The sequence below is a fragment of the Salinimicrobium oceani genome (assembly GCF_012037645.1).
On sequence record NZ_JAAVJR010000741.1, the window covers coordinates 1 to 426 of the forward strand.

The 426-nt window shown below is 36.6% G+C and carries 1 protein-coding gene; it reads right to left on the reverse strand.

All coding sequences use genetic code 11. The features are described 5' to 3' along the window. Positions 1-58 precede the first annotated feature (58 nt). Positions 59-426, reverse strand: a 368-nt coding sequence (locus tag HC175_RS19170; RefSeq protein WP_168139754.1) for a universal stress protein, incomplete at its 5' end; no start/stop codon positions are given.

Sequence of the window (426 nt, forward strand, 5' to 3'; positions counted from 1 at the left end):
TTATGTGCATTTGCTGAAAAATCTGTGGGAAGAAGTATTTTTTTCATGGCTGAAGTATTTACAATCGGTGAAAATTCTGAAGTACCAAAAATGGGATTTTAGGATCGAAGCCTATTTTATCTATTGTGGAAGTATAGAGCAGATTTTCTAAATAGCTATGACGGGAATTGACCAGTACCAGTAAATCGATGTTCAACTGCGGAATAAGTTTTTGAATAGCTTCAGCTTTATCATCCATTTCTTCAAAATGTTCTGTAACCTTTATGTTATAGAATTGTTCAAGAACTGCCATTTTATGCTCCCTTTGTCTAAGTGTCTCCTGCTGAAACTTTGAAACATAAAGCAAATGGATCTCGGCACAAATTGAGCGGGCCAAATCTCCCAGTAGCTTGAGTTCTCTTTTCTGGTAGGGTAGCATGAAATTGG